The 26,691-nt window shown below is 56.2% G+C and carries 19 protein-coding genes; 13 read left to right on the forward strand and 6 right to left on the reverse strand.

The window, feature by feature from the left end; translation table 11 throughout:
* The first annotated feature begins 80 nt into the window (after positions 1 to 80).
* The 3 genes from Q0802_RS22965 (at position 81) to Q0802_RS22975 (ending at position 4,363) form a co-directional block, all read left to right on the forward strand.
* Positions 81 to 1,544, forward strand: coding sequence for a PLP-dependent aminotransferase family protein (locus tag Q0802_RS22965; protein WP_298922258.1), 1,464 nt, complete (start codon positions 81 to 83; stop codon positions 1,542 to 1,544).
* 137 nt (positions 1,545 to 1,681) lie between these two features.
* Complete coding sequence (locus Q0802_RS22970) at positions 1,682 to 2,854, forward strand: epoxide hydrolase family protein (protein WP_298922259.1); 1,173 nt, start codon at positions 1,682 to 1,684, stop codon at positions 2,852 to 2,854.
* Between the two features lie 15 nt (positions 2,855 to 2,869).
* Positions 2,870 to 4,363, forward strand: coding sequence for an aldehyde dehydrogenase (locus Q0802_RS22975; RefSeq protein WP_298922260.1), 1,494 nt, complete (start codon positions 2,870 to 2,872; stop codon positions 4,361 to 4,363).
* Positions 4,364 to 4,930: 567 nt separating this feature from the next.
* Here Q0802_RS22975 and Q0802_RS22980 read toward each other — a convergent pair.
* Both Q0802_RS22980 and Q0802_RS22985 read right to left on the reverse strand, forming a co-directional pair.
* Positions 4,931 to 5,677 carry an SDR family NAD(P)-dependent oxidoreductase gene (locus Q0802_RS22980; RefSeq protein WP_298922261.1) on the reverse strand — a complete coding sequence of 249 codons (747 nt, stop codon included), beginning with the start codon at positions 5,675 to 5,677 and terminating at the stop codon, positions 4,931 to 4,933.
* Between the two features lie 199 nt (positions 5,678 to 5,876).
* Positions 5,877 to 6,878 (reverse strand): AraC family transcriptional regulator, encoded by a 1,002-nt coding sequence (locus tag Q0802_RS22985; protein WP_298922262.1) that lies wholly within the window; start codon positions 6,876 to 6,878, stop codon positions 5,877 to 5,879.
* 111 nt (positions 6,879 to 6,989) lie between these two features.
* On the opposite strand from Q0802_RS22985, the gene Q0802_RS22990 reads away from it, so the two are divergent.
* Together Q0802_RS22990 and araD are read left to right on the forward strand one after the other, a co-directional pair.
* Positions 6,990 to 7,544 carry a hypothetical protein gene (locus Q0802_RS22990; protein ID WP_298922263.1) on the forward strand — a complete coding sequence of 185 codons (555 nt, stop codon included), beginning with the start codon at positions 6,990 to 6,992 and terminating at the stop codon, positions 7,542 to 7,544.
* Between the two features lie 219 nt (positions 7,545 to 7,763).
* Positions 7,764 to 9,494 (forward strand): L-arabinonate dehydratase, encoded by a 1,731-nt coding sequence (araD, locus tag Q0802_RS22995; protein ID WP_298922264.1) that lies wholly within the window; start codon positions 7,764 to 7,766, stop codon positions 9,492 to 9,494.
* A 59-nt stretch (positions 9,495 to 9,553) separates the two neighbouring features.
* Here araD and Q0802_RS23000 read toward each other — a convergent pair whose 3' ends face one another.
* Positions 9,554 to 10,723: a Hint domain-containing protein gene (locus Q0802_RS23000; RefSeq protein ID WP_298922265.1), complete on the reverse strand. Its 1,170-nt coding sequence runs from the start codon at positions 10,721 to 10,723 to the stop codon at positions 9,554 to 9,556.
* Positions 10,724 to 11,004: 281 nt separating this feature from the next.
* On the opposite strand from Q0802_RS23000, the gene Q0802_RS23005 reads away from it, so the two are divergent.
* Positions 11,005 to 12,993 carry a cellulase family glycosylhydrolase gene (locus tag Q0802_RS23005; RefSeq protein ID WP_298922266.1) on the forward strand — a complete coding sequence of 663 codons (1,989 nt, stop codon included), beginning with the start codon at positions 11,005 to 11,007 and terminating at the stop codon, positions 12,991 to 12,993.
* A 475-nt stretch (positions 12,994 to 13,468) separates the two neighbouring features.
* On the opposite strand, the gene Q0802_RS23010 is transcribed toward Q0802_RS23005, so the two are convergent.
* The 3 genes from Q0802_RS23010 to Q0802_RS23020 form a co-directional block, all read right to left on the reverse strand.
* Positions 13,469 to 15,661, reverse strand: coding sequence for a methyl-accepting chemotaxis protein (locus tag Q0802_RS23010; RefSeq protein WP_298922267.1), 2,193 nt, complete (start codon positions 15,659 to 15,661; stop codon positions 13,469 to 13,471).
* Positions 15,662 to 16,065: 404 nt separating this feature from the next.
* Entirely contained in the window at positions 16,066 to 17,412 is a 1,347-nt protein-coding gene (locus Q0802_RS23015) for an aminotransferase class III-fold pyridoxal phosphate-dependent enzyme (RefSeq protein ID WP_298922268.1), read from the reverse strand.
* Complete coding sequence (locus tag Q0802_RS23020; RefSeq protein ID WP_298922269.1) at positions 17,409 to 18,218, reverse strand: IclR family transcriptional regulator; 810 nt, start codon at positions 18,216 to 18,218, stop codon at positions 17,409 to 17,411. The genes Q0802_RS23015 and Q0802_RS23020 overlap by 4 nt, the downstream gene beginning before the upstream one ends.
* A 315-nt stretch (positions 18,219 to 18,533) precedes the next feature.
* Here Q0802_RS23020 and Q0802_RS23025 point away from each other — a divergent pair, with 315 nt between their 5' ends.
* The 7 genes from Q0802_RS23025 (at position 18,534) to Q0802_RS23055 (ending at position 26,634) form a co-directional block, all read left to right on the forward strand.
* The gene (locus Q0802_RS23025; protein ID WP_298922270.1) at positions 18,534 to 19,466 is read left to right on the forward strand and encodes a tripartite tricarboxylate transporter substrate-binding protein; all 933 of its coding nucleotides are present in this window, start codon (positions 18,534 to 18,536) and stop codon (positions 19,464 to 19,466) included.
* A gap of 62 nt (positions 19,467 to 19,528) precedes the next feature.
* The gene (locus tag Q0802_RS23030; RefSeq protein WP_298922271.1) at positions 19,529 to 20,065 is read left to right on the forward strand and encodes a tripartite tricarboxylate transporter TctB family protein; all 537 of its coding nucleotides are present in this window, start codon (positions 19,529 to 19,531) and stop codon (positions 20,063 to 20,065) included.
* Positions 20,066 to 20,072: 7 nt separating this feature from the next.
* The gene (locus Q0802_RS23035) at positions 20,073 to 21,593 is read left to right on the forward strand and encodes a tripartite tricarboxylate transporter permease (protein ID WP_298922272.1); all 1,521 of its coding nucleotides are present in this window, start codon (positions 20,073 to 20,075) and stop codon (positions 21,591 to 21,593) included.
* Positions 21,594 to 21,602: 9 nt separating this feature from the next.
* Entirely contained in the window at positions 21,603 to 23,087 is a 1,485-nt protein-coding gene (locus Q0802_RS23040) for an aldehyde dehydrogenase (protein WP_298922273.1), read from the forward strand.
* Positions 23,088 to 23,186: 99 nt separating this feature from the next.
* The gene (locus Q0802_RS23045) at positions 23,187 to 24,431 is read left to right on the forward strand and encodes an aminotransferase class III-fold pyridoxal phosphate-dependent enzyme (protein WP_298922274.1); all 1,245 of its coding nucleotides are present in this window, start codon (positions 23,187 to 23,189) and stop codon (positions 24,429 to 24,431) included.
* A 35-nt stretch (positions 24,432 to 24,466) separates the two neighbouring features.
* Positions 24,467 to 25,411: a phosphotransferase gene (locus Q0802_RS23050; RefSeq protein ID WP_298922275.1), complete on the forward strand. Its 945-nt coding sequence runs from the start codon at positions 24,467 to 24,469 to the stop codon at positions 25,409 to 25,411.
* Positions 25,408 to 26,634 (forward strand): Tm-1-like ATP-binding domain-containing protein, encoded by a 1,227-nt coding sequence (locus Q0802_RS23055; RefSeq protein WP_298922276.1) that lies wholly within the window; start codon positions 25,408 to 25,410, stop codon positions 26,632 to 26,634. Before Q0802_RS23050 ends, Q0802_RS23055 begins: the two co-directional genes overlap by 4 nt.
* Positions 26,635 to 26,691: the final 57 nt, after the last annotated feature.

Below are 26,691 nucleotides of genomic sequence, written 5' to 3' on the forward strand. Positions count from 1 at the left end.
TCGGTTTGGGTCTGACAATCTGTCCCCATCGCCGCTAGTGTTCCGTTTGTGCAAGCGCGGGGTCAACAGGGGAGCGGCGCATGGCTTCGGTCACACCCAGATTTCCGAAACTGCCGGAGAAGTCGCAACTCAGTCTTCGGGACCAGATTTGCGAACTCATCAGTGCTGCGATCACATCGGAATCTCTTGCGCATGACCGTCCGTTGCCATCTTGTCGCGAGCTTGCGGAGCAGTTGGATGTATCCCGCAACACGGTCTTCGCGGCTTATAACCGTCTGGTTGATCTGGAGCTTCTGGTATCCCGGGATCGTTCGGGATATTTTGTGGCACCGCAGGTGGCGGCACTAAAGCAGGCGCAGTCGCGCAAGAGCGGCATGACCAGACGGGCCGTTGCGTGCCCGGTCTCATTTCAACCCAACAACCTGATGCCAGTGGTGAACCCGCTGGACTGGAACGCCTATCCATATCCATTCATCTACAATCAGATCGATCCCGACTTGTTTCCTGTCGACGGCTGGCGGGAATGCACCCGTCAGGCTTTGGGTCGCAAACAGATGCCGGTCTGGGCAAGCGACTCGGTTGAGAGCGACAGCCCTCAGCTGATTCAGCAACTGCGCCAAAGACTGTTGAATACCCGAGGCATCTATGCCGATGACGACGAGATATTGATCACCCTTGGATCACAGAACGCCCTTTATATTCTCGGAACCATCTTTGCACAGTCTGGCAAACCCATTGCGCTGGAAGACCCCGGCTTTTTCGGTGCCCGCAATGCGTTTCGTCTGGCGGGAAGCGAATTGATCGGTGTTGCAATCGACGGTGATGGTATCATTCCAAGCGCTATTCCCGCCGGCTGTCAGTTAGTCTTCACGACGCCGAGCCATCAGTTTCCGACTATGGTCACCATGAGCCAGCAGCGGCGCGAGGAATTGCTGGAAGCGGCGGTGTCCAAGGATTTCCTGATCATCGAGGATGACTATGAAGCCGAGATGAACTACGTGGCCCAGTCTTCTCCGTCCATGCGCTCCATCGACCAGACAGGACGTGTGATCTATGTGGGCAGCCTGTCCAAGACCGTCTCTCCGGGTATCCGGCTTGGCTTCATCGTGGCACATCGTGACATTATTCGCGAGGCGCGCATCGCGCGCGGGGTCATGATGCGCCATCCGCCCACGATTGTGCAGGAAATCGTCGCGCTTTTCTTTCAACTGGGCCACTACGATTCACATCTTCGCAACATCGAGCGGCGCTACAACAAGCGCTGGCATGCCATGAACCGTGCGCTCACCAAACACCTGGGCATGTTGCAGCGTACAGAGTCTGAAGGCGGCACATCTTTCTGGTTGACGGGGCCGGATGGCTTTGACGCGTCAGAACTGGCTGTGCGCTTGCGGGCCGAAGGTGTGCTGGTGGACCGCGGTCAGGACTATTACCTCAACGAAAATGATTGCCGGAGTTTCCGGTTGGGCTTTGCCTATGTGCCCGTTTCAAAGCTTGAGACCGGCGTGCAGATCATCGCCAAAGAAGTAAAACGCCTGTTGTAGCGCATCGGCGGGCCATCTGTCCCTTCGAATTGCGTGACCTGTCTCTCGGTGTTTTTGGCATGAGATAGTTAACTGGATTGAACGACGGGTCGGGAATGCATCAGCTTACAGGGGTAGTCATGTCGGGAGAACTCTCTGTGAAAGATCGAAAGCATGGGGAAAATGCGGCTTGCCCGTTTGCGTGTCGGGTTTCTGATGACGTGCTGAACACCATCCGGACCCGGGTCGCTCAGTTCCCCTGGCACGAGATGCCCGATGACGGGGGTTGGGATTACGGGACCAATCTGGATTACATGCGGGAACTTTGCGCCTACTGGGTCGATGAATTCGACTGGCGCGCGCAGGAAGAGCGGCTGAATTCCTTTCCGCAGTTTATGGTCGAAGTGGATGGCATCGATCTGCATTTCATTCATGAAACTGGTAGCGGACCCAATCCGATACCTTTGTTGATCAGTCACGGCTGGCCCGGATCGGTGGCCGAGTTCCTCAATCTGATCGAACCTCTCGCGCATCCTGAGCGTTTCGGGGGCGATATCCGGGATGCCTTTACCGTCATTGCCCCGTCTTTGCCCGGGTTTGGATTCTCCGGACGGCCGCCGCGCCCTTATGGGCCGCGAAAAATGGCGGGCGTTCTTGCATCGCTCATGACCAGGCATCTGGGTTTTGAAAGCTATCTTGCGCAAGGCGGCGATTGGGGGGGCGCGATTTGTTCGTGGCTTGGGTACGAACATGCGCCCGCCTGTTCCGCCATTCACATCAATGTGCTGACCATGCGCCACCCCGACGGGCCGCAAACACCGCAGGAGATCGCCTGGGCGCGGCAATTCGATGAAGATCAGATCATGCAGAACGGCTACCGCACACAACAGGCCACACGTCCACAAACGCTCAGCTACGCTATGATGGACAGCCCTGTCGGGATCGCGGCGTGGCTGGTGGAAAAGTTTCATGACTGGTCGGATGTGCCGGTGGGAGAGATCGAAAGCGCGCACAGCAAGGATGAGCTGCTCACCAACATCATGATCTATATCGTGACGCGCTCTTTCAACTCAGCCTCCTGGATCTATTACGGGCGCCGCGAGGAGGGCGGGCGGATTTTGTCCGCCGAGGGCAGGCGCGTGGAGGTGCCAACCGGCTGCGCGGTCTTTCCGGCAGAAATGCTGCGATGGCCGCCAAAATCATATGCCGATCGCATCTACAACATCACCCATTGGACAGAGATGCCGCGGGGAGGGCATTTCGCCGCGATGGAGGAGCCCGAGATGCTGGTGAATGACATTCGAAAATTTGCTCGCACCCTGCGCAGATAACAGACGGAGATATCAATGACGCTTTCGCACGCCGAATTTCAGGCACTCGCAGCCAAGACCAAGCCAAACGGCAAGGCATTCATTGACGGGAAGTTCTGTGAGGCCGCCGATGGGTCGGTCTTTGAAACGGTCAACCCTGCAACCGGGCAGGTTCTGGCAGCGGTAGCACATTGTAAAGCCGCAGACGTCGACCGCGCGGTGGCCGCGGCGCGACGGGTCTTTAACGCTGGAATCTGGTCACGTGCGGAGCCTGAAGAGCGTAAAGAGGTGTTGCTGAAGGTGGCGCGGCTGGTGCGCGAAAACTCCCATGAACTGGCGGTGCTGGAAAGTCTCGACACCGGCAAGACCATCAGCGACTGTCTGGACGAAATCGGCGGTGAGGTTCCCAATTTCTTTCAGTGGTATGCAGAGCTTGCCGACAAGACATTTGGCAAGATCGCGCCCACCGGACCGGGGGCAATGGCCCTGATCACAAAGGAGCCGGCGGGCGTGGCCGGTGCTGTTCTTCCGTGGAATTTTCCGCTTGTCATGGCGGCCTGGAAAATTGCGCCTTCGCTGGCGGTTGGCTGCTCGGCCGTGATCAAACCCGCCGAACAGACGCCCCTGTCGACACTTCGCTTGGCGGAATTGATGCAGGAAGCAGGTGTGCCGGATGGTGTGATCAACATCGTTCCGGGTTTCGGTGAAACGGCTGGCAAGGCGATTGGCCTGCACAATGACATCGATACAGTCTCGTTTACAGGCTCTACCGAGGTCGGGCGCATGTTCATGCGCTATTCCGGGGACAGCAATCTCAAAGGGGTTGGTCTGGAAATGGGCGGGAAAAGTCCGTTCATTGTGCTGGAGGATGCCAGGCTCACCGACGATCTCATCGAACATGCCGCCATGTCGGCTTTCTGGAACGGCGGTCAGAATTGTTCAGCCAATATGCGACAGTTGATTGCCGCCCCCCTTGTCGAAGAGTTTACCGGGCGAATCCTGGACCGGGTCAAAGCCTTCCAACTCGGGGACCCGCTGGATCCTGAAACCGACATCGGGTCGATGATCACCAGGGATCATAAAGACATGGTGATGGACTATATTCAAAGCGGCATGGATGATGGCGCGCAGATGATAGCAGGCGGCGACAGCGATCTGCCGGGCTACTTCATCGCGCCAACCGTGTTTCAGAACGTAACGCCTGACATGAAGATTGCGCGCGAAGAAATATTCGGGCCGGTTCTGGGAATTATGCCGATGAAAAGCGCGGAGGAAGCGCTGACCGTCGCGAGTGATACCGACTACGGGCTGCATGCAACAGTCTTCACCCAGGATATTGATCGCGCGTTGCACATGGCGCGGTCTTTGCCATGCGGTACCGTATCGGTGAATGGATTTTCCGAAGGGGATATCAAAACGCCTTTTGGAGGGTACAAGCAGTCGGGGTCTCTCGCCCGCGATAATGGCACCGAAGCGCTGGAGCAGTACCTCCAGACCAAAACGATATGGGTGCAGACGGCAGTAGGTTGAACGTGCGTGATACGCGCGGCCCACGCCGACCTGAATTCTTTGGCTCATCAGGGTGATCAAGCAGATGCAGGCAATTGGGCGGCTTGTGCTGGTCTTACCTTGCATTGTGCACAGTCGCGCGTGCGCCATGAGTGTAAGCTCATATGGCGGCGCTTTAGACTTGTGTTTCGATATTACGTGTCAGCGATTTGCGGGACAGCTAGAGGCCGCATTACGGGTGTTGAATCTGCCGTCAGGTCACCGTCCTGGACTATTTTTTAGAAACTGACTTCTCACGTTGGAAATTGTTGTGATTTCTAGGTCACCCATTCCTTGCTGCGCGACTAGCAGCGGATGAAAATGCGGAACCGAATAGAATTTGATGATGCGCCAGGCACTGATTGGCAAAGGCAACGCGGTTTGCAAATCTTCATCGAACAAAAGGGTCGGGTTCGAAGAAGTAGTCAATATCTGGGGCATCGAAACCAAACGACCGGGCGAATAAGCCTGCCTTGGTCATTGAGACTTGCGTAAAAGACCAGCCTGAAGCACCAGAGTTCTTCAGCACCGCCGCATTTGTTTGGTTGCCTAATATGTGGCCCGCCCTCCGGACAGATCGAACACGCCACCAGTTGTGAAGCTGTTTTCTGCAGAAGCCAGCCAGGCGATCATCGAAGCCGCCTCTTTCAACTCCAGAAACCGTCCACGCGGGATTTTCGACAACATGTAGTCTATGTGTTCCTGGTTCATCTGATCGAATATGCGCGTGCGCGCGGCGGCTGGCGTGACGCAGTTTACCGCAATATTGCAGTCGGCAAGCTCTTTGCCGAGTGACTTGGTAAAGCCGATCACACCCGCTTTGGACGACGAATAGGCGGCTGCGTTCGGGTTGCCCTCTTTGCCAGCCACCGAGGCGATGTTGATGATCCGGCCATAGTTCTGCGCGCGCATATCCGCCGCGACCGCTTTGTTGACGTGGAATGTTCCAAGCAGATTGACTGCGACGATTTGGTGGAACTCCTCGACGGAATAGTCGGAAACCGGGCTGTTCGAGCCTGCGATGCCAGCGGAGTTTACCACGATGTCGACATGTCCAAAGGCGTCCTTGGTCTGTGCATATGCCGCATCCACGCTGTCCCAGTCCGCGATGTCGATCTCAACCGCCAGTGACCTGTTGCCGAGTTGACGGGCCGTATCATCGGCCAACGGCTGGTCGGTGTCCCAAAGGGCCACGCGCGCACCGCCTCTCGCCAACACTTCCGCGACGGCCTTGCCGATGCCTTGGGCGCCACCGGTTATGATGGCTGTCCGGCCTTCAAAATCGAAATTATTCATCGGTTTCTCATATCCTTGTCTGGAGGCTTATGTTTCGAACAATCGACAGGCCGGGTCAAACCCTATGCGTGATGGCGCGGCACCAGCCTGAAATTCGCTATGTTGGAAGGTGATATGCCTATGGCCAGACCGTGGCGCATTCTTGCCGCAACCTGTCCGTTGTTCGCAGCCGTACCAATTGCATACAATGGGCGTTCAACTAGGTTGGCAGAACCAGGTTGTGATTTATTTTTCGAAACCGTGAGGGAACAAGCCCCGTCCAGCGTTGGAATGCCCGAGAAAAATGCGCAGCATCACTGTAGCCCAATTGATGAGCGATCTCGGTGACGTTGCGGTTCGTCGATGTGATCAATGCGATGGCCCGATCCTTCAGAAGACCGTCCAACAAGTGTGAGAAGCTCGCGCCTTCTGCGTCAAGCGACCGTTGCAAAGAGCGGCGGCTTCTTTGCAGTTTGGACGCCACCCAGTCAATTTTTGGACGTCCTTCAAGCAGGGCAATCGCGGACAGAGCCGCAACATCTTCCCGAAAACCCGGCAGCAAGGGGATAGGCGGTTCAATCCCGGGCTCTGCGTGTGTTTGCCGTCGACCCCGCGCTGACAGGAGGGCTGCGTCAAACTCCACCGCGGAGACCGGTGCGCTGTGCATCACAGGCGCTTCGAACACCTTTTCCAATGCAGCCGCTTGTGCTGCCCCGGTGCAGGTGGACCTGACCAGCGTTGGTGTCCACGATCGCCCGACAAAACTGCGCACACCGTCAATCAGATAGCTGACCCCCAAGAGTTCGTTTTGAAAACGCCCGTGAGCGCCTGCATCCTGAAACTCGATTGACCAGCGCGCGGTCGTATCAATAACGCGAAACTGTAGATCGGTTGCCGTTTGCAAAAAACGGTTCAATCCACGGTGGGAGCGATCAATTGCGCCCGCCAGCGTCGGGGCACCGGTGACCCACGCACCAAAGGCACTCAGCTTCTCCATTCTTACCAGACGCCCGATAGCCGCGCCAAAAAACGGATCACCGATTTCATGGGCCGCTTCGCTGAGCACTTTGAACTGTTCTGTCAATGGTAACGGAAGATCTGGGTTATCCAGCAGAGCCAAAGGCAAATCAACGCGATCGAAAACCCGCTCGATCGACCCGCCGCGGGTCTCGACAAACTCTGTTATCGGCCCAAGGGCGCTTGCACGCGTGTACCCTGTCATCCCGCCTCCTTGCCACAGTGAGGATGGCACCAAATGGCAAGAAGCAAAAGGCGCGATGTGCTAGCAGAGAATGCCACGAAGATATGGTTCTGAAAACGAGGGGAGAAATCTATGAAAACGCCATCACTTACGCGTCGCGAGGGGCTTGTAGGCTTGGGGGCCGCAACGGCGACTGCGGGCCTGGGGACTGGCGCTGCCAGGGCAGCTGCAGCGGCCGCAACTTTTGATCAATCCAACGTTAAATGGAACACGCTCGAGGGCATCGACCATGTGTGGTACCACGTATTGAAGGTTGATCCAGAGGCGAAAGTGGTTGACCTGCTGCTGAAATTCTCGGCCAATCAGAAGATCATTCTGCACCGGCACCATGCGGATTACAGCACCTTCATCATTCAGGGCGAGCTACGGCTCTACGATGAGAATGGCGATCTCACAGAGATACGTCCTACGGCGAGTTTTGTGGAAAAACCGGGCGGCGGCGCACCGCACACCGAAGGCGGGGGCGATGTCGATTGCATCGCGTGGTTCAGCAATCGCGGGACCGACGGCATGATTTATGAAATTCTCGGCCCAAACAACGAGACCGTTGCGACGCTTGGTTTGCAAGATTTCGAAGCGCTGTGGAAAGCCCAGGAACCTGCTGTCGAGCCTTACATTCCGGGCTAGCGTTGCTGGTTGTACAGGGGACCGTAGAGGGTGCTCTCTTGCCGCGGCTGAGTAGCTCTTCATCGAAGGTTACGACCTCTTCGAAATGGCCACCCGTGCGCATTCAGTTCTCGATGGCTGCGGTGCCAAATATGGCTTGCTGATTGTGGCGTGCGTGCATGCGAGGTGCTAGGCTAACCTCCGAACCTGCACCAATCAATTGCCCGGACCAGTCGGACCATGCCCAAAAAACCAGAAGACCTTCGCTCTGCACGCTGGTTCGCACCAGATGACTTACGTTCGATGGGCCATCGCAGCCGCGCGATGCAGATGGGCTGGACAGCGGAAGATTGGGAAGGCAAGCCGGTTATCGCCATCATCAATACCTGGTCTGATCTTTCGCCTTGTCATCACCACCTGCGAGACCGGGCGGAATGGGTGAAACGGGGTATTTTGCAGGCTGGCGGCACGCCCGCAGAATTGCCGGTTCATGACTTCGCCGAACAATTCCTCAAGCCCACCTCCATGCTCTATCGAAATTTGGGGGCTATCGAGGTCGAAGAGACGCTGCGCAGCCATCCGGTGGATGGTGTTGTGTTGATGGGGGGATGCGACAAATCCACCCCAGCGTTGGTAATGGGGGCGGTTTCGATGGGTTTGCCATTCGTTTTTATGCCGGCTGGCGCGATGCTCCGCGGAAACTACGCCGGACAAAAGCTGGGCTCCGGCACGGATGTCTGGAAGTATTGGGACGAACGTCGCGCTGGAACCATCGGCAAATCGGAGTGGGAGGGCGTACAAGGCGGCATCGCGCGGTCATACGGAACCTGCATGACCATGGGAACGGCATCAACAATGATGTCGATTGCCGAAGGGTTTGGGCTGACCTTGGCCGGGGCTTCATCCATTCCCGCGCCGGATGCCAGTCACAAACGTATGGCGGCAGCCTGCGGCCGACGGATCGTGGATATGGTCTGGGAGGATCTGACGCCTGAGAAAATAATGACGCCGGCTGCAACGCGCAACGCGGTGACCATCGCGATGGCAACAGGCTGCTCCACCAATGCCATTATTCATCTGATTGCGATGGCGCGCCGGGCAGGGGTTCCCCTGGGCCTCGACGAGATTGACGCGATTGGCCGCAACACGCCGGTCCTCGCAAACATACGCCCGTCGGGAAGCGAATACCTGATGGAGGATTTCTACTATGCGGGAGGATTGCCGGCCTTGATGAAAGAGCTTGGCGACAAGCTGGATCTGTCGGTCAGAACGGTTTCCGGCAAGAGGCTTGCAGAAGACATAAGCGGTGCCAGAAATCACAATGAGGACGTTATCCGCCCCTTGAACAAACCGGTTTATGAAGAAGGTTCGCTTGCCGTTCTGCGCGGCAATCTCGCGCCGGACGGTGCCGTGATCAAGCCAGCCGCAATGGACCCGAAATTCCAGACACATACCGGTCCGGCCATTGTTGCGGATAGCTATGATGAGCTCAAAGCCATCATCAATGACGAGAACTACCCAATGACCGCCGACAGCGTCCTTGTGTTGCGCAATGCCGGGCCGAAGGGCGGTCCGGGGATGCCGGAATGGGGGATGATCCCAATGCCGAAAGCGCTGCTGAAACAGGGTCTGCGCGATATGGTGCGTCTTTCGGATGCGCGCATGTCGGGGACGTCTTACGGGGCTTGTATTCTGCATGTCGCACCGGAGGCCTATATGGGCGGGCCCTTGGCTCTGATCCGCACCGGTGATGTTATTGATCTGGATGTTCCAAACAGATCCTTGAATGTTCGGCTGTCAGACGCCGAGTGGGCCGAGCGTCGCGCCGCATGGGTGGTGCCTGAACCACGTTATGAGCGCGGATATGGTTGGATGTTCGCCCAGCATATTCAGCAGGCCGACAAAGGTTGCGATTTCGATTTTCTTGGGACGGAATTCGGCGCGCCCGTCTCGGAGCCAGAGATCAATTGAGCGTTGGCCAGGGCGTACCGTAAACCATATTTGTTTCTTCACGTTGATCTTTTCGACCACTAACCTGCGTCTGCTCGATCGAGAAATCTCTGGCGGGTGCAACCTTTGGGCAAAGGAGGATGTGATTCTAACCTGCCGCCCATTGCTAATATTTGATGTCGCTGGCCGCCTGCCAAGTTATGGATATGTTTTCGGCGCGCGAGAGCTTTTTTGGTCTGGCCTACGGTCAGGCAGGGTAGGGCGGGCTGCTCGCGGGTGGCGGACGTTATCGGGCGGCTTAGCAACTGCGATAGCTCTTCCAATTGATTTGGGCGCAGCGCCCCGACGATCCCGGCGCCGAGAAGCAAGGATTCAGACGCCAGCGCATTCGCAAAAACGATGCAATGATCATCGCAAAGGAAATGATGCCATACGATCGAGCGTTTTCCGGGCATGAAGCGAATTCCTGGCATGCCGGTGAGCGCTTTCGCGGGCACCATATAAGGTCCGTCAAATATATCTTGCAGCTGGCCAAAAGCCCCGACAACGATCCGATGCTGGGCCGACACGATCAGGTCGCGACTTGGGAGGTCTGGTCCCAAAGCGCCCGCACGGATCAAGACCGGCTTTTGATCCCGGTCCAGTTGCTCGAGAGGTTGAGTGCCGGACCAGATCCAGCGGATGGGGCGCACTGCACCGTCTGTTGTCAAAACCAGATCACCGGGGACCAAAGCCTCTACGGGCTTGGCACCTGCTGGGGTGGAAATAAGGCTGCCCGGGGCATAGCATGCTGGTATTGAGCCTGAATTTGGAGAGCTTTGAGTGTAATAACTTGATCCACCGTTGTCCGATTGAAGCGATTCCCCGGGGCCGGCGGTGCCAACATCACTGCTGGTCATGCCGCTGGCGGGCCCCTGAGTCGCCGTGACCGTGTTGCCCCAATATGAAACAAACTGTTCGACATCGCCGCTTCCATTGACAAGCGCCAGGGCGTCATCAGGATACATGTTGCCGGTCGGATCTGATCCACCGTCGTTGAACCCTGGCGTCGCGGCATCTATCACGTAGACATCATGCCCCCCCATGGTGCCGGTTGACGTCCCGATGGGGAAAGAGTGGATGATTGAGCCGTCGTTGCCATAAATATGGACAGCATACCCTGACGGGTCGGTGCCCGCAGGCAGAGCGACCTCAATGAACTCCTGAGAGGTGTTGCCGTAGTATTGAAACTCGGAGATGTATCCAGCCATCCGCAAACTCCGTCGTGAAACCGAACGGCACTATGCGGCGAAGGGCCTTAATTTCGCCCAAAACCCTACGATCTATTTACCTAGATTTGTCGAGGTTCCGTCAAGAATTCCTTGTGATTCAGCATTTTTGCCAGCCCGCTAACGCGAATTTTCCGAATGTACTTCGGACTACGGTGTTCTTTCGACCAGATAGAAAGAAGCACCTTGGCCACACGCGCTGCTTTGAAGACCGATAGTAGCGGTTTAGAGTGAACCTCTCACACGTGCGACGGAGCGACATAATGCGATCAGTTGTAGTTAACATATTCTTCGCGTCTCTGCTCGCCATGGTGGTGTCTCCCGCTAAAGCTGACGGGATGGAAGGTTGGCATCGTTATCAACATAACCCGTATTCCAGTGTTCCGGACCTGAGCTTCTTGAATGAAAAGCCTTCCGGTCAGCGCGGTCGGGTGATTGCCAAGCGGGCTGAGCTGGCCTTTGAGGACGGAACATCGGTCAAATTCTGGGGCGCAAACCTGCAAGCATACGCGCTGTTCGCCACCGAACCACGCCACATCAAGGCTCAAGCGAAGCGGATTGCCGCACTTGGGTTCAACCTTGTTCGAATCCACCACCACGATTCCCTTTGGGTTCAGCCAAATGTCTTTGATGCGTCTGCCGAAAACACGCGCACCCTGAACATCAGTTCAATGAAGCGGCTCGACCTTTGGCTTGAAGCCCTGAAAGCGGAAGGCATCTACATCTGGCTGGATCTGCACGTCGGGCGCCGCATGGTCGCGAATGACCAGATCACATGGTTTGAAGAAATCGCGCAGGATGGCCACGCCGATGTCCGCGGTTTCAACTTCATTTCGCAGAGCATCCAAGCCCGCATGCTGGAGTTTCAGCGTCAGTATCTTGGCTACAGAAATCACCTTACCGGAATACGCTATGCTGACGATCCGGCAATCATTGCAGTGCTTGTTTCCAACGAGAATGACCTGACGCACCATTTTGGAAACAGACTGCTGCCCGACAAGCAGGTGCCTGAACACAACCAGCTGTATATGTCAGAGGCAAAAGCCTTTGCAAAAGCGCATGGCCTTAGTCAGCGACGAACCTGGAAATCATGGGAGTATGGTCCGTCCAAGATATTTCTGAATGATCTTGAGCGGCGGTTTTTTGATGGAATGTCGGCCGATTTGAGAAAGACAGGTTTTGACGGTCTGATCGCGCCGACCAATTTCTGGGGCAAGATGCCTGTGTCAAGTCTGCCCTCCCTGTCGCAGGGGTCGATGATAGATGTGCACTCCTACGGCGCGAACGCAGGGCTTGGAATGAATCCCCACGTCGAAAGCGATCTGCTGTCCTGGATCGCATCCGGGCAGGTGGCCGACATGCCATTGACCATTTCGGAATGGAACATCGGCAAGTTTCCCGTCGAAGACCGCTTTGTTGCACCTTTGCGCATGGCCACGCTGGCCGCCCATCACGGGTGGGATGCCCCGATCATCTACGGGTATTCCCAGCAGTCCTTGAATGGCCCATTGCAACCAAGTAACTGGAGCGTCGCCAGCGATCCTGCGATTCTGGCTTCGTTACCGGCGAGTGCGTTGCTCTTTCGCCAGGGACATGTCCGCCCGGCGAGGAAAACCTATGCCATTCGGCTGTCGGCAGATGCGCTTTTTGACGAGGAGGTATCCCCTAATACGTCGATGGCTCTCAGGACGCTTTATGAGCAAAGCGCCGTGGTCATCGAACTGCCGGAGGTCAAAGAACTAACGTGGATGAAACCTCGCCGCGCGGCCTCTTCGGCGATCCCCGTTGAAGATTTGGGTCAGAGTTTTCTGGATGTGGATGCCGGCATTGTTGAGGCCGATACAGGTGATTTTTCACGAAACTTTTCCGAGGGGGTTTTCAGCGTTATTACGGAAAACTCTCAGCTGATTGCCGGTGCAATGGCGGGGCACGATATCGTGCTCGACGCATTGGCCGTGCAGATCGGGCAACCTCTTGCCTTTGTCAGTTTGCAAAGCTTGGACAGCGTTGCGATTGAACAATCTGGCGATTTGCTGATCTCCTTCTCTGCGCGCATTCAACCCGCTAACGACGATGATCCTCTGTTTCTTTTCGAACCTCTCACGGGAGAGCTTCGCGTACGTGCAGCACCTGGGTTGACCTTGAGAGACCTGAAGGGGAATCCTCTTCCCAGCAAGAGAGTGGAGGGTTGGTATGTGATCGACCTCGAAGAGATTTCAAACCTTCGCTGGATAAGGTTGGGTAAGTTCTGACGCGTAGGCCTGACAACTCGGGAAGGTTTCGGCCTTCGGACGATCGGCACGGCTTGACGGATGCAGCCCCCTTCAGGTGATACCTAACGCTGCGGGCGCATTCGAACAAAGGTGATGTGGGTCGTAGGTTCAGTCAGCCGTTGAATGGTGATGCGACGATTCTTGCGTCATCGTCGGTGGGCCACAATTCTCCGCGTGGGAAAAGCCAACTGGTTTTTGGAGGACATGGATTTTGGTGTTCAGCATCAAGAAATGGCGCGTATTACCGGGAATTATCTGCGCGGCAACGAGCGCCGCGCCAAACTACGTCCGCACTACAATCGGGTTCCAACATTTGTCTGATGGTAGAGTGCCGACTTCATGGATCTAGCTTTCGAGGGATCGCCGGTAAAGGTGTCGATCAACGGTTGTACCTCATCAATACACACCAAAGCACCGAGAATGCCCCACCTTCGGCGAGGCAATTCTCAAGCGTTTAAAACTCATCCCAGCCATCATCGCCAAAGTCCTGCGTGCCTTCCGCATGAGCTTGACCTGCTGACGCCAACTTTTTCGTAACCACGTTTGTGGGGGCTGCCGTAACTGGAGCAGCGGGCGCAGTGTCTTCAAAATAGTGCACATTCGACGCCCCTGTGTCTTCCCCATGGCGAAAGAAGCTGACGAGTTCACGCAGAGTGGCGGCGCGCTCGGCCAACTGAACGCCTGCCGCGGCACTTTCCTCGGCCAACGCGGCGGTATGCTGTGTTGTGCGGTCAATTTCAGAGACGGCTTGGGTCACTTCCGTAATCCCGCTGGCCTGCTCTTCGCTGGCAGTCAAAATATCATTGATATTGTTCACAACAGCCGTCACGCCAGCGACGATCTCGTCCAGCGCTTCGCCGCTGTTGTTGACCAGCTTTGATCCCTCCGAAACCTCATTGTTGCTTTTGGTAATGAGCTCGTTGATTTCACGTGCGGATTCAGATGACCGATGCGCCAAAGCGCGAACTTCGGAGGCCACGACGGCAAATCCGCGGCCGGCGTCCCCGGCGCGCGCGGCTTCAACGCCAGCATTCAATGCCAGCAGGTTTGTCTGGAAGGCAATCCCATCTATCACTTCGATGATCTTGCTGATCTCCTGCGTGCTGGCTTCGATCCGCGCCATGGCGTCGACCGCCTGCGTGACGATCTTTCCACCGCTTTCCGCCTTGTTTGCGGCGACATCGACGGCGTCGGCGGCGGTTTTTGCGTTGGATGTCGTGCTTTTGACAGCAGCTGTGATTTCCTCCATCGCCGCAGATGTTTCTTCCAGCGCCGCCGCCTGCCGTTCCCCGCGTGATGCTAGATCCGTCGAATTGGAGGCAATAGCGCCGGTTTCATCAGCGATTGCTTGTGAGGACTTCAGTATTCCCCTGACCAACTCGTCCAGACGGCCCAAGGTATTGTTGAAGGCGATGCGGGGTTCGGCGAATTCACCGATCAGGCTATCAGGCAGCCGAACGGTCAGGTCTCCTTCAGCCAATGCGCTGAGACCTTCAACCATGGCGACCATGGCTTGTTTTCTGTCAGTGATCTCGGTGGCATATTTGACGACTTTGTAGGGTCTGCCGTTGGGGTCAAAGATCGGATTGTAGCTTGCCTGAATCCAGACTTCCTTGCCGTCCTTTGCCAGTCTTTTGTATTCCGCCGAATGGAAGTTTCCTTCGCTCAGGTCTTTCCAGAATGCGGTGTACTCTTCGCTCTTCGCTTCTTCAGGCTCCACGAACATGCGGTGGTGCCGACCCACCACCTCGTCTAGGGTGTAGCCCAGTGCCGAGAGAAAATTCTCGTTTGCCACCAGCACCTTGCCTTCGAGGTCAAACTCGATGACGGCTTGCGATTTCGAGATCGCTGCTAACTGACCATTGGCGTCTGCGGTTGCGAGTTTGCGTTGCGTGATATCTGAAGCAAATTTTACCACTTTTTCCGGCTTGCCATTGGCGTCGAAGATCGGATTGTAGGTGGCCTGTATCCACACTTCCTTGCCGTCCTTCCGAATTCGCATGAATTCGCCGGACTTAAACTCGCCCGCGGCCAGATCAGCCCAGAAGCTACGGTATTCTTCACTCGCGGCATGCTCGTTTTCAACAAACATCCTGTGGTGTTGCCCCTTGATTTCGTCGATTTCGTAACCAAGCGCCGAGAGGAAGTTGTCGTTCGCAGTCAGTATTATTCCCTGCAGGTCAAATTCGATGACCGCCTGCGACTTCGATATGGCATCAAGCTGACCCGCGGCGTCCGCCGCCTTGTGTTTGGCACTGGTGACGTCGATGGCAAATTTCACCACCTTCACCGGATTGCCAGCATCGTCAAAGATCGGATTGTAAGACGCCTCAATCCAAACCGTGTTCCCATCCTTTGCAATTCTCGCAAACTCGCCGCTATGATACTCGCCGCGACCCAGCTTTTCCCAAAACGCCTTGTACTCGGCGCTGGCGGCCTCACTGGGGTCAACAAACATTTGATGGTGTTGACCTTTGATTTCATCCAGCTCGTATCCAAGGGCTGCAAGGAAGTTGTCATTGGCGTCCAGGATTGTTCCATCGAGGTTAAACCAGATCATTGCCTGCACGTTATCGAGAGCATTCTTGATGGCGATGGCGTCTCTGTCCACACGATTGCTTGCCTTGTTGAGCTTGCTAAAAAGCATGGTCATTTCCTTAAATCCGAGCCACTGGATCACCGTTCTGGGCGATCGTGGCTGTTTTGATATTTGCCTGGGCAAAGCCGATCAGGCCGGACGAATCAGACCTGTCCGCAAATGCTGATTTGGACGTATGATTTCCCTACAAATCCCTAACAATTGCGGGTTTTTGCGCTGAAAATAGAAATAATTTGACTGGTCGAGCTTTGCGGAGGCTGCGCGAGCGTGGAACCGGTGGGGCGATCCGAACTCTGCGACAGTCAACGCCAAACCCTATAAACGACACTATTAATGCCACACCATGCGCCAAAGCCAAGAGGGTTGAGAGGCTGTGAACACCACTTAGATCGCGCAGGTCGAAAAGGCGCCAGTCTTAGGTGACCTGACACTCATTGCCGTCAGCCTGCCTTTCACACTGCGGCAAATCCAGCGTCCAACGCCGACAGGATCGACGCCGCATCTTCTGCGGTCAACACCAGAGGCGGGGAGAGAATGATGTTGGGGCCAGAGACCCGGATCATGGCACCCGATTGATACGCAACTTCCTGAACCTGTGCCGCAATGGCACCCCCTATGGGTGATTTGGATTTCCGGTCGCTCACCATTTCAAGCGCTGTCATCAAGCCATGCCCGCCACGTACATCTCCGATAATGTCATGTCTCTCCATCAGGGACAGGCACCCTTCATAGAGTTGAGTGCCCCGGGCTGCGGCATTTTCCACAACATTCAGCTGCTTGGTTTCCGCCAGGCAGGCAAGCGCCGCCGCGGCACCAACCGGGTGGCCGGAATAGGTATAGCCATGACCGATCTTTGCGGATGGATTGTTTTCAAACACGTCCGACATTTTTTCACCAAGCATGACCGCTCCGAAGGGGAAAAACCCGTTGGTGATGGCCTTGGCTGTGCACATCATGTCGGGCTGAATGCCCCAGAGGCGCGCGCCGGACCAGGCACCGGTGCGGCCATAGGCGGTAATCACCTCATCGGTAATCAGAAGGATACCGTTGCGCTCGCATATTTCGCGGACCATCGGCGCAAAGGACTTGTGGGGCGGGATTACGCCACCAGCGCCCAAAATGGGCTCCATGATCATTGCTGCAATCGTGCCCGCTCCCTGAAATGCGATTTCATCCTCCAAAGCCGAGGCGCAAAGCTGGGCCAATCGTTCGGGGTCCGTTTCATCGAAGGGATTGCGATAGCTATATGGCGCAGGGATATGATAACACCCGGGCAGCAAGGGTTCATATGCCGTTCGAAAATTGGCGTTACCGTTTACGCTGGCGCCGCCCATATGGGTGCCATGGTAACCTTTTTTGAGGCTGAGGAACTTAACCCTTCCGGGATCGCCGCGCAGTTTGTGATATTGGCGCGCCAGACGCAGGGCTGTCTCGATGGAATCCGATCCGCCTGATGTGAAAAAGGCCCGATGCATCCCATCCGGCGCAAAGAACTGACCCAGTTCATACGACAATTCGATGGCAGCATCATTTGAAGCCCCCCTGAAAGTGGAATAATAGGGCAGGCGGGCAAGCTGGTCACAGATCGCATCTTTGACGGGCTGACATGAATAACCCAGGTTGACGTTCCACAATCCACCCACGGCGTCGATAACGCTATGGCCATCGATATCAGTGATGCGAACTCCATGTGCCTCGGTGATGATCTTTGGCGGGTTGTCGATGCTGTCCTGCGGTGACGTCATCGGATGCCACATCAGGCGACCGTTGTGTTCTTTCAGAAAGTTGGAATCTTTCATGTTGCGCTTTCCATCTGAGGGGACGTGGACAGGGTCTCTGCCCAACGGGTCTCCAGGTCTTCGGGTGTGGCTCCACCCCAGTTCAGTGTGATCTGACGGCTGGCCGCGATCAGGTTTTCTTGAATGACACGCTCCAGGCGTGCGGTGATCCGGGTGGCGACGCTGGCCACCGAAACCGCGCCGGCAAGAAGCCCGCTCTGGTCAAAGATCGGTGCAGACAGGCTATAGACCTCCTCTTCGAGGCTGCGGTCGGCCACGCCGAAACCTGTGTCTCTCGCACGTCGCGTCGCGGTGATCAGGCTCTCTGCTGTCGTCAACGTGTGATCGGTAAACTGCTCAAGGTTGCGCAGGGCCGTTTCCATGAGGTCCTCAGGGCCAAAAGCCAAAGCGCAAATACCCGATGCCGTCGCATGTAACGGCAGGATCTGAAGGTCAATAACAACTCTTGTGCTGTGTTGGTGTGATTCGACTGAATGCAGACGATGAAGGTTTGAACCGGACAAGACCGAGACGTGGGCGGTTTCTCCGGTGGCTTCCGCCAGAGCGCGCAAAGGGATTTCGACCGAGGTTTTGCGAGGGACAGTTCTCTCTCTCAACTGCGCCAGTTGCAGCACTGCTGGCCCGAGGCGATAACGTCTTGTTTCCGGATTTTGCTCAACAAATCCAGTGTCTTCAAGGGCTTGTAAGTGTCGGTAAGTTGTCGCCTTGTCGCGCCCCGTAAGTCTGCGGAACTGCGACAGGCCAATTTCCGGCCTTGCTGCCGAAAAGAAAGTCAAGAGTTCGAGCGTCTTCACCGCGGAGGTCATTTTTGTCCTTTCGAAACTGTCTTCACAAATAGCGGCATTGATGGTAATTAACAAGACAATCTTTAATATGAAATGACGGTTCATTATATGAACCGGTGAAACAGGAGAAACTTGTCCGCGTGCTCGAAGCACTGAATCGCAATCGTTTTGCGTTGATTGGGAGGTCGAGCATCAGCGGTGTGCGTCAGGCACCAGGCGAAAGCCGAAGGGTCTTCAAGGAGCAAAACTTGACAGAGTAACTTAACAACGCAACAATAAAGATGTTAAATAAAAAATCCAATTGCACGCAGGCCGTTGGATAAATGGGAGGAAATCATGTTCAAACCTGCACTTACTTGCGCTGCCTTTGCGCTCATGGCGTCAACGGCAATCGCAGAGTATCCTGAGAAACCGGTATCTTTTGTGGTGCCGTGGCCTCCGGGCGACCTCGAAGACGTCCTGACAAGAATTATCGCCGACGAGTTCCAGGCCATGTATGGCGTTCCGGCGGCAGTTGTGAACAAACCCGGCGGCGGTGGCGGGCCGTTTCCGGGTGCCGTGGAAGTCGCCACCGCGCCTGCCGATGGCTACACGATCGGATCCTTCGTGACTGATGTGCCGATTGGCGGCCCGGAAATCGGGATACCTGAGCTATCGCCAAATCCATTCGAACCCATCGGGATATTTATGACCTATCCCTTTGTGATCGCGGCTGGGGCTGATGCGCCATACGCCAACTGGGACGAATTGGTAGCTTATGGAAAAGAAAATGACGTGGCGCTCGGCCATTTCGGTTCATTCCTGCCACCCACCCAGATCACTTTCGCGGCGGCCATTAAAACCGGATTTGATTTTGCCAGCGAAGCCGCGTTTGACGAACTGAACTGCAACACGCTGGCGTCGGGCGATGTCGATGTCATCAACACAACGCTGCAACAGATTTTCCCCTGCAAGGATGATGTGAAAATTCTGGCCAGCATTGGCAATGAACGGATCACCATCACGTCCGACACGCCAACCGTCAGCGAAATTGTCCCGGAATTGACGCTCGCATTGTGGAACGGCCTGTTTGTGCACAAGGACGTGCCGCAGGATGCCCGCGACAAGATTGCAGCAGCTGCGGAAAAGGCGCTTCAGTCGGAAAAGGCGCAAGGCCTGATCGCTGAGACCGGGGTGTTGATCTATTGGCAAGACGCTGAAGCTTCTAAGGCGCAGATCGCTGCGGACGCCGCTGTCATCGGAGCGGTCGCCGAGTTGATCGGCGAGTAATCTGCAATCCGCCCGCACGTCCAAAAATGCGACGTGCGGGTCCGGCAGATCGGGAGGGGCTGATGCTCGCACGCACACTTCAGGACCTTTTCAAAAGGTACAGACGCCCCGGCGATATTGTTTTCGCGTTTGTTTTCCTGACTTTCGCCGTTTTTCTGTTTAGCCAGATTGGCGAACAGACCAAAATCACAAAGCGGACGAAGTGGTTTGCTCAACCGGGTCTCTGGCCGACAATCTCGATCAGCGGAATGGTGTTCTTTGGGGCGCTGCATTATCTGAGTTCCGTTTTATCACCCAGAATTCCGGGTCGAGGGCGCGAGGTGGCATTCTGGCTGCGCTCGCTGGAGTTTGTGGCCTATTTTCTGATCTATGTGGTTACGGTGCCCATGCTGGGGTACCTCCCATCAACAGTCCTTTTTGCCGTTTTTCTGACACTGCGTTGCGGCTTTCACAGCACAGCCAACATAGGTCTGGCGATACTCTTTGCGTTCTGCGTCTCGGTTTTGTTCCGCGGGCTCTTGCAGGTCAAAATCCCGGCGGGTCGGCTTTACGACTACCTGCCTGACAGCATTCGCGTTTTTGCGCTGACTTACCTGTGAGGTGTCTGTGGAAACCCTAGCCTCAGCCTTTTCAATCCTGGCCCAATGGAATGTGCTGATTGCTTTGCTGATCGGTTCCATCGGGGGCGTTATCATTGGCGCGCTTCCAGGCGTCGGCGCCCCGGTTGCCATCGCGATTTTGCTGCCTGCCACCTTTTCGTTTGAACCCATCGTTGGCTTGACATTGTTGCTCGGCATCTACGGATCGTCCATGTATGGCGGCGCAATCCCGGCCATTTTGATCAACACGCCGGGCACTGCAGTCAATGCGCTGACCACCTATGACGGGTATCCGATGACCAAACGCGGTGAAGGACACCGTGCTTTGTCGCTGGCGTACTCGGCGTCATTTTTCGGCGGGATTTTTTCGGTACTTTGCCTGATCATCCTGTCACCCGTTCTGGCACTGATCGCACCACATTTTGGCAGTCGCGAGATTTTCCTCGCTGCATTTCTGGGGATACTTCTGGTGGTGCTGGCCCATCGCGGTCAAACCTTCGCTGCGGCAATGCTGGCCTGTTTCGGTATTTTTCTCAGTACCGTTGGTCTGGAGCCGGTGAAATACACCAAAAGATTTACTTTCGATCAGACCTTTCTGACGTCAGGCGTTGATCTGATCGTGGTGGTTCTGGGGTTGTTTGCGATCTCTCAGGCGTTGTTGCTGCTGGTGGACAAGGATCACACACCGGGCGAGGCGCATGTGGAGGGAAGCATCTTTACGGGCCTCAAGGAACTTATCGGGATCAAACGGATCGCCACTGTTTCTTCCAGCATTGGCGTGATGATGGGTATGATCCCGGGTGTCGGTGAGTTCACATCGCAATTTCTGTCCTACACATATGCCCGGAAAACCTCCCAAAACCCCGAAAAGTTCGGCGATGGATCGCCCGAAGGTCTTGTCGCCTCCGAAGCTGCGAACAACGCCGTGCCAGGCGCGGCAATGATCCCGCTCTTGGCACTGGGTATTCCAGGTGAAGCCCTGACTGCGATGATGCTGTCGGTGTTCTATGTCCACAATGTGATCCCAGGGCCTCAGTTGTTCCAAACCCAGCTCGATTTCGTCATGGCGCTCTACATCGCCCTGATCTTGCTGAATGTCTTTGTGCTGATCTTCCTGCTGTTTTCCACCAACCTGCTGCTGAAGATCATTCAGATACCCACCCGGTTTTTGGGCATGATGATCCTGACCCTGTCTTTCGTTGGTGTTTACTCGTTACGCAATTCAGTGACCGATTGTGCGCTGGCGGGGGGCTTCGGCGTCTTCGGGTTGATCCTGAAACGGCTCAACCTGCCGATTGTCCCGATCATATTGGGGATGGTTCTGGGGTCGATCATGGAGGTGAAGCTGCGCAGCGCCATGGCACGGGTCAAAACCCCGCTGGATTTCGTTGATCGCCCGATCGCGGCGCTGCTGTTCATTGCCATCCTCGGGATCATCGCGCTGCATATCCGAACCTTGATTGCAGAGCACCGCAACCGGATCACCCCGCAACCGGTGGGCGGTGACGAGCCCACCCAACAAGGATGAAACCACGCCATGGATCAGGCCACCATAGACAGGTTGCGCGTCGAGGATATTCCAATCCAGGGACACTTTATCAATGGCTCCAGTCAAGCGGCCGCTGACGGCGGACTTCTTGATGTCGTGTCGCCGATTGATGGCACCCTGCTGACCCGGATCGCCGATGGCACCGCGGAGGACATCGACCGCGCTGTGGCCAATGCGCGCGTTGCTTTCGAGGATGGTCGCTGGTCACGCATGGCACCCTCCGGACGCAAGAAAATCCTGCTGAAGCTGGCCGATCTGATCGAAGAGCGTGCGTTGGAAATTGCCGTGCTTGGCGTGCGCGACAATGGCACCGAGATTGGTATGGCCCTAAAGGCCGAAGCGATGTCAGCGGCAGGTACTTTTCGGTACTACGGTGAGACCATTGACAAGATTTATGGCGACATCGCGCCCACAGCAGCGGATGTTCTGGGGTTGGTACATCATGCACCTGTGGGGGTTGTCGGCGCCATCGTGCCCTGGAATTTCCCGCTGATGATTGGCGCATGGAAAATTGCGCCGGCCCTTGCTGCGGGAAACTCACTGGTCCTGAAACCGGCTGAAAGCGCCTCCCTGAGTTTGCTGAAGATTGCAGCGCTCGCATCCGAGGCGGGGCTGCCGGATGGCGTCTTAAATGTGGTGACCGGAAAAGGCAGTGTGGTCGGAGAGGCGCTGGGGCTGTCAATGGACGTCGATGTTCTGGCCTTTACCGGGTCTGGGAGCACGGGGCGTCGGCTGCTGGAATATGCCGCGCGCTCCAATCTCAAGCGCTGCTATCTGGAACTGGGGGGGAAATCTCCCAACATCGTGTTTGCGGATGCGTCGGACCTGGGGCAGGCGGCCAAAGTGTCTGCTTCAGCAATATTCCGAAACTCGGGTCAAGTCTGTGTCGCAGGATCGCGGCTTTTGGTACAGGAGGATATCCACGACGATTTCGTCGCTGAGGTTTGCCGTCATGCGCGCGAAATCCGTGTGGGCGACCCCTTATGCCTCGATACGCAGGTTGGCGCGGTTCATAGCTTGACCGAATTGGATGCGAATCTCAAATTCGTCCGGACTGCCGAGACAGAAGGAGCCGAGTGTCGCATCGGGGGCCAGCGGATTCTGACCGAAACCGGCGGCTACTACATGGCACCCACAGTCATGACGGGCGTGAAATCCGCGGATAACCTGTTTCAGAAGGAAGTCTTCGGGCCGGTTCTTGCAGTGACCCCCTTCAAGGATGAAGCTGACGCGGTGGCCTTGGCGAATGCGACAGTTTACGGGTTGTCGGCCGGGGTCTGGACGTCAAACCTGGGTAAGGCTCACCGCATGATTGCGGCCATCAGATCAGGTGTCGTCCATGTGAACACCTATGGTGGCGCCGATCTGACGGTGCCGCTTGGCGGGGTCAAGCAGTCGGGTAACGGTCATGACAAGTCGCTGCACGCATTGGAAAAATACATCGATCTGAAAACCGCGTGGATTCAGCTGTGAGAGAATTTATCGCGCCGCCCGATTGTTCTGTCGGATTCCAGCATGGGGGACCGGTCGTTGCATAGAAATGTTGAGTTGGTGGAAAGGCGCGCACGGTTGATGGGCCCAAACGTATCGACCTTCTATGAAGACCCGGTGCACATCGTGCGCGGCGAAGCCGTGTGGCTTTGGGACGCGGACGGGCGCAAGTATCTGGATTGCTACAATAATGTGCCCCATGTGGGGCATTGCAACCCGCGCGTCGTGGAGGCGATACGGCGTCAGGCTGGCACCTTGAACACCCATACGCGATACCTTCACGATGGCATTCTGGATTATATCGAACGTCTGACGGGCACAATGGCGGAGAGCCTGTCGTCGGCGATCTTGACCTGTACGGGGTCGGAGGCGAATGACATTGCCTTGCGCATGGCCGAGGCGGTTACGGGTCGCAGAGGGATCATCGCGACCGATGCCACCTATCACGGCAACACGGCACTGGTCAGCCAGCTGAGCCGCAGCAATCCGCCTGAAGTCGGGTTCGGTCTGGATCAGTTCTTCCGATTTGTCGAAGCGCCTGACAGCTATCGCCTCGCGGACCCGGACGGCAAGCGGTTCGCCGAGCAAGTGGCGGCAAAGATCGCCGAACTTGAACAAACACCCCATGGCTTTGCGGCCCTCGTGGTGTGCCCCTTCTTCCTCAATGAGGGCTTTCCGACACAAAAGCCGGGCTGGCTCAAACCGGCAGCGCAGGTGGTGGCCAAAGCGGGCGGGCTGTTGATTTGCGACGAGGTTCAGTCCGGGTTTGGTCGCACGGGCACGCATTTCTGGGCGCATCAGAAGCAGGGTGTGACACCGGATGTCGTGGTGCTGGGCAAGCCGATGGCCAACGGCCATCCGGTCGGCGCTGTTGTGATCGGTGACGATACAATGGCCGCATTTCGTTCGCAGTTTCGCTACTTCAATACATTCGGCGGCAATCCGGTAAGTTGCGCCGCTGCAATGGCTGTACTCGACGAGTTGCAGGACCGTGATCTGATCGCCCATGCCAAATCAGTCGGAGATTACGCATTGGAACGGCTAAATGCGCTGCAAGAGAAATACGAGGTCATCGGAGATGTTCGCGGATCCGGCCTCGTTTTTGGCGCTGAGCTGGTCACCAACAAAACCACAAAGGACCCGGCCGGAGCCTTCACGGATCGCGTGGTCAATGCGATGCGCCACAGAGGGATTCTTCATTCCAAACTCGGACGACATAAAAATACCCTCAAAATCCGACCGCCTATGCCCTTTGCAATGGAGGATGCGGATTTGCTTTTCGACACACTCGACGCGGTTCTCGCAGAAATCCCTTTGAATTCATGACCGGAATCCCCGAAAAATCCCTGGTGCTATGGGGAATGGAAGATGCGCACACCGAGTTGGTGGCGACCCGGGAAAACCACGTCTACAAAGTGGATCGCGCGGGTGATCTCTATGCGCTGCGTTTGCATCGGCGCGGTTTACGGACGGATGCAGAATTGCAATCTGAGTTGCAATGGATGGCAGCGGCTGACGAGGGCGGCTTGCAGGTTCCCAATCCGGTTCCCACGTCGGAGGGTGCTTTTCTGCATGTTGTTGATGGTATCCAGGTCGACATGTTGACCTGGCTGAAGGGTGAAACACTCAGTGCCATGGCGCGAAAAGGCGGCACCATTGATCGCTCAGGGACGTATCGCGCGATAGGACGCGCAATGGCGCAATTGCACGAAATCTCCGATGCCTGGACCCCACCTGAAACCTTCTGCCGCTGGGCATGGGACGCAGAAGGTCTCTTGGGGGAAGCTCCGATCTGGGGGCGGTTCTGGGACAACCCGACGCTAACGGCCTCTGAGCGTGCCTTGCTGTGGCACCTGCGGGATGCGGCCCTTGAAGATTTGAACAAGCCGTCGGCTGGTCTGGATTTCGGATTGATCCACGCGGACCTTGTTGACGAAAACATTGTCTTCAATGGCCAGCAACCCCAGCTTATCGACTTCGATGATGGCGGCTTTGGTTATCGACTGTTCGATATCGCGGGAGCCCTGATCAAGAAACACGATTGGCGAGATTTCGATCAGCTGAAGCAGGCGTTGATCGCAGGATACCTTCAGGTTCGCGATATTGATCTGAGCGCGCTCGACCTTTTCATGGGATTGCGCGCGGCATCCTATGTGGGCTGGATTGTCACCCGCATGCAAGAGCAAGCGGCGCATGACCGCAACCGCCGTTTCATCGACACGGCTGTGATATTCGCCGACATCTATTTGAGCAATCGGCGCCGCGTGACCGAGACAGTTTCCATAAGCCAAGGCAATGAGACATGACAACGAAAACCATCCTAGTGATCGGCACCTATGACACCAAGGAACCGGAACTGCGTTTTATTGAACGTTGCATCCGCGCGCAGGGCGCGAGTGTGTTATCCATGGATGTCTCGGTTCTGGGAGATCCAGAGCATCCCACGGACATCAGCAAGCATGACGTTGCTGCTGCTGGCGGCATGACCATCGACGAAGTGATCGGGCAGGGAGATGAAAACAAGGCATTCCGTGTCATGTCGCAAGGCGCTGCTTTACTGGTTGCCCGGAAATATCAGGATGGCTGTTTTGACGCCATGCTGGCGACCGGCGGCACTCTGGGCACAGATCTTGCGCTGGATTGTGCGCAGTCATTGCCATTGGGTGTGCCGAAATACATCGTTTCCACGGTCAGTTTTTCCCCGCTGATCCCACCGCACCGCTTTGCGCCTGATGTCCAGATGATCCTGTGGGCGGGCGGACTTTACGGATTGAACTCCATCTGTAAATCCTCCCTCAGCCAGGCGGCAGGCGCTGTGGTTGGTGCCGCCCGCGCGGCCGAGCCGCCGGATCGCGACAGGCCCCTGATTGGTATGACCTCTCTGGGGTCCTCCTGTTTGCGGTATATGAAAACACTGACGCCAGCATTGGAAGAGCGTGGTTTTGAAGTCGCCGTCTTTCATTCTACGGGCATGGGAGGCATGGCCTTTGAAAAGCTTGCGGCAGAAGGCGCTTTTGTCTGTGTGATGGATTTTTGCATGCAGGAATTTGGCAATATGCTGGCGGGATCAATGGTGACAAGCGGTGATGACCGCCTGACCGGTGCCAGCCGGTCGGGCACCCCGCAAATGGTGGCACCCGGTGCGCTGGATCTGCTGGATTTCCCCGGTTGGCAAGGCATTCCGGAACGCTACAAGGACCGGCCCTTTCACGAACATAACCGGTTGATCACAAGCTCGGTTTTCAACGCTGACGAGCGCCGCGCGTGGATACGTGAAATGGCCGACCGCCTGAAAAATGCGCGCGGGCCGGTGCATTTTTTCCTGCCGGTGCAAGGCGTGGAAGAATGGGACCGGGTTGGTCAGGAGGCGCATGATCCTGAGGGGCTTGCAGCGCTTGTTGACGAAGCGCGCAAGGTCATGCCGGGGAGTTGCCCGATGACGGAAGTGAACGCTCACATAAATGATGCCGCATTCTGTGACGCGGTTCTTGCGTTGTTTGATGAATGGGCTACCACGTTTTTAGTTTAGGTTTTTGTTTTGAGTATTTTTTCGAGGAGGTTTAGGAGGGTTTCGTAGTTTTCGTTT

This window comes from uncultured Roseobacter sp., from assembly GCF_947495275.1.
Lineage (GTDB): Bacteria > Pseudomonadota > Alphaproteobacteria > Rhodobacterales > Rhodobacteraceae > Roseobacter.

What these genes read in the sequence shown, in the direction of transcription:
- Q0802_RS23015 (WP_298922268.1), bottom strand. Translation starts at nt 17,412, where the DNA reads ATGAAAGATTCCAACTTTCTGAAAGAACACAACGGTCGCCTGATGTGG.
- Q0802_RS22965 (WP_298922258.1), top strand. Translation starts at nt 81, where the DNA reads ATGGCTTCGGTCACACCCAGATTTCCGAAACTGCCGGAGAAGTCGCAA.
- Q0802_RS23040 (WP_298922273.1), top strand. Translation starts at nt 21,603, where the DNA reads ATGGATCAGGCCACCATAGACAGGTTGCGCGTCGAGGATATTCCAATC.
- Q0802_RS22985 (WP_298922262.1), bottom strand. Translation starts at nt 6,878, where the DNA reads ATGACAGGGTACACGCGTGCAAGCGCCCTTGGGCCGATAACAGAGTTT.
- Q0802_RS23020 (WP_298922269.1), bottom strand. Translation starts at nt 18,218, where the DNA reads ATGACCTCCGCGGTGAAGACGCTCGAACTCTTGACTTTCTTTTCGGCA.
- Q0802_RS22980 (WP_298922261.1), bottom strand. Translation starts at nt 5,677, where the DNA reads ATGAATAATTTCGATTTTGAAGGCCGGACAGCCATCATAACCGGTGGC.
- Q0802_RS23005 (WP_298922266.1), top strand. Translation starts at nt 11,005, where the DNA reads ATGCGATCAGTTGTAGTTAACATATTCTTCGCGTCTCTGCTCGCCATG.
- araD (WP_298922264.1), top strand. Translation starts at nt 7,764, where the DNA reads ATGCCCAAAAAACCAGAAGACCTTCGCTCTGCACGCTGGTTCGCACCA.
- Q0802_RS23030 (WP_298922271.1), top strand. Translation starts at nt 19,529, where the DNA reads ATGCTCGCACGCACACTTCAGGACCTTTTCAAAAGGTACAGACGCCCC.
- Q0802_RS23045 (WP_298922274.1), top strand. Translation starts at nt 23,187, where the DNA reads ATGGGCCCAAACGTATCGACCTTCTATGAAGACCCGGTGCACATCGTG.
- Q0802_RS22990 (WP_298922263.1), top strand. Translation starts at nt 6,990, where the DNA reads ATGAAAACGCCATCACTTACGCGTCGCGAGGGGCTTGTAGGCTTGGGG.
- Q0802_RS23000 (WP_298922265.1), bottom strand. Translation starts at nt 10,723, where the DNA reads ATGGCTGGATACATCTCCGAGTTTCAATACTACGGCAACACCTCTCAG.
- Q0802_RS23050 (WP_298922275.1), top strand. Translation starts at nt 24,467, where the DNA reads ATGGAAGATGCGCACACCGAGTTGGTGGCGACCCGGGAAAACCACGTC.
- Q0802_RS23055 (WP_298922276.1), top strand. Translation starts at nt 25,408, where the DNA reads ATGACAACGAAAACCATCCTAGTGATCGGCACCTATGACACCAAGGAA.
- Q0802_RS23025 (WP_298922270.1), top strand. Translation starts at nt 18,534, where the DNA reads ATGTTCAAACCTGCACTTACTTGCGCTGCCTTTGCGCTCATGGCGTCA.
- Q0802_RS22975 (WP_298922260.1), top strand. Translation starts at nt 2,870, where the DNA reads ATGACGCTTTCGCACGCCGAATTTCAGGCACTCGCAGCCAAGACCAAG.
- Q0802_RS23010 (WP_298922267.1), bottom strand. Translation starts at nt 15,661, where the DNA reads ATGCTTTTTAGCAAGCTCAACAAGGCAAGCAATCGTGTGGACAGAGAC.